Source organism: Frankia sp. AgKG'84/4, from assembly GCF_023242965.2.
Taxonomy (GTDB): Bacteria; Actinomycetota; Actinomycetes; order Frankiales; family Frankiaceae; genus Frankia.
In genome coordinates this window covers 1-782 of sequence record NZ_JALKFU020000919.1, presented here as the reverse complement: position 1 = coordinate 782, position 782 = coordinate 1, and the positions used below count along the sequence as shown (strand labels likewise).

At 77.9% G+C, this 782-nt stretch carries 2 protein-coding genes; both read right to left on the bottom strand.

Features of this window, described 5'->3' with window-relative positions; all coding sequences use genetic code 11:
• Window positions 1-224 (bottom strand): AAA family ATPase (locus tag MXD58_RS26035; protein ID WP_250610385.1); only part of this gene is annotated, 224 nt, incomplete at its 3' end.
• Window positions 221-782: aminotransferase class I/II-fold pyridoxal phosphate-dependent enzyme (locus MXD58_RS26030; protein ID WP_250610383.1), on the bottom strand; the 562-nt coding region annotated here is incomplete at its 5' end. The genes MXD58_RS26030 and MXD58_RS26035, both read right to left, overlap by 4 nt.

Here is a 782-nt window from a genome sequence, read left to right as displayed (position 1 = left end):
GGGGCCAGCGGATCGGGGAACCGGGCCAGCTCGTGCACGTCGTCGATGCCGGCGAGCCCCGCGACGAGGTCGACGTCGCCAGGCTCCCCGGGCAGGACACCGGTCTGCGCCGGCTTGACGACGGCGACGGCGTGCCCGCGGTCCTGCGCGAGCGCGGCGACGGCGGCGGTGACCACGGTCTTGCCGACCTCGGTACCCGTGCCGGAGACCACCAGCACCGTCATCGGCCCAGTCCCGTCATCGGCCCAGTCCCGTCATCGGCCCAGTCCCGCCATCGGGCCGGCGCGTCGCGGGCCAGCACCCCGGCGGCGGCGAACGCCGAGGTCACCACCTCGAGATCGGCGTCGGTGAGGTCGGCGCGGGCAGCGAGGCGCAGCCGGCTTGTGCCCGCCGGCACGGTCGGCGGGCGGAAACAGCCGACCGACACCCCGTGCGCCAGGCAGGTCGCCGCGGCCTCGACCGCGGGCCGCGGCTCGCCGATCAGCACCGACACCACCGCCCCTGCTGGTGCCGGGGGCCCGGTGAGCGCGGCGAGCTGGCGGGCCCGGGCCCGCACGGCGCCCGGTAGCTGCGGCCGGGTCCGAATCTCGGTGAGGGCGGCGAGCGCCGCGCCCACGTTCGCTGGGGCGAGGCCGGTGTCGAAGATGAAGCTGCGCGCGGTGTCGACGAGGTGCTCGCGCAGCGCCTCGGTGCCGAGCACCGCGCCGCCCAGCCCGGCGAGCGCCTTCGACAGGGTCACCGTGGCGACCACGTCCGGCGCTCCGGCGAGCCCCGCCGCGGCG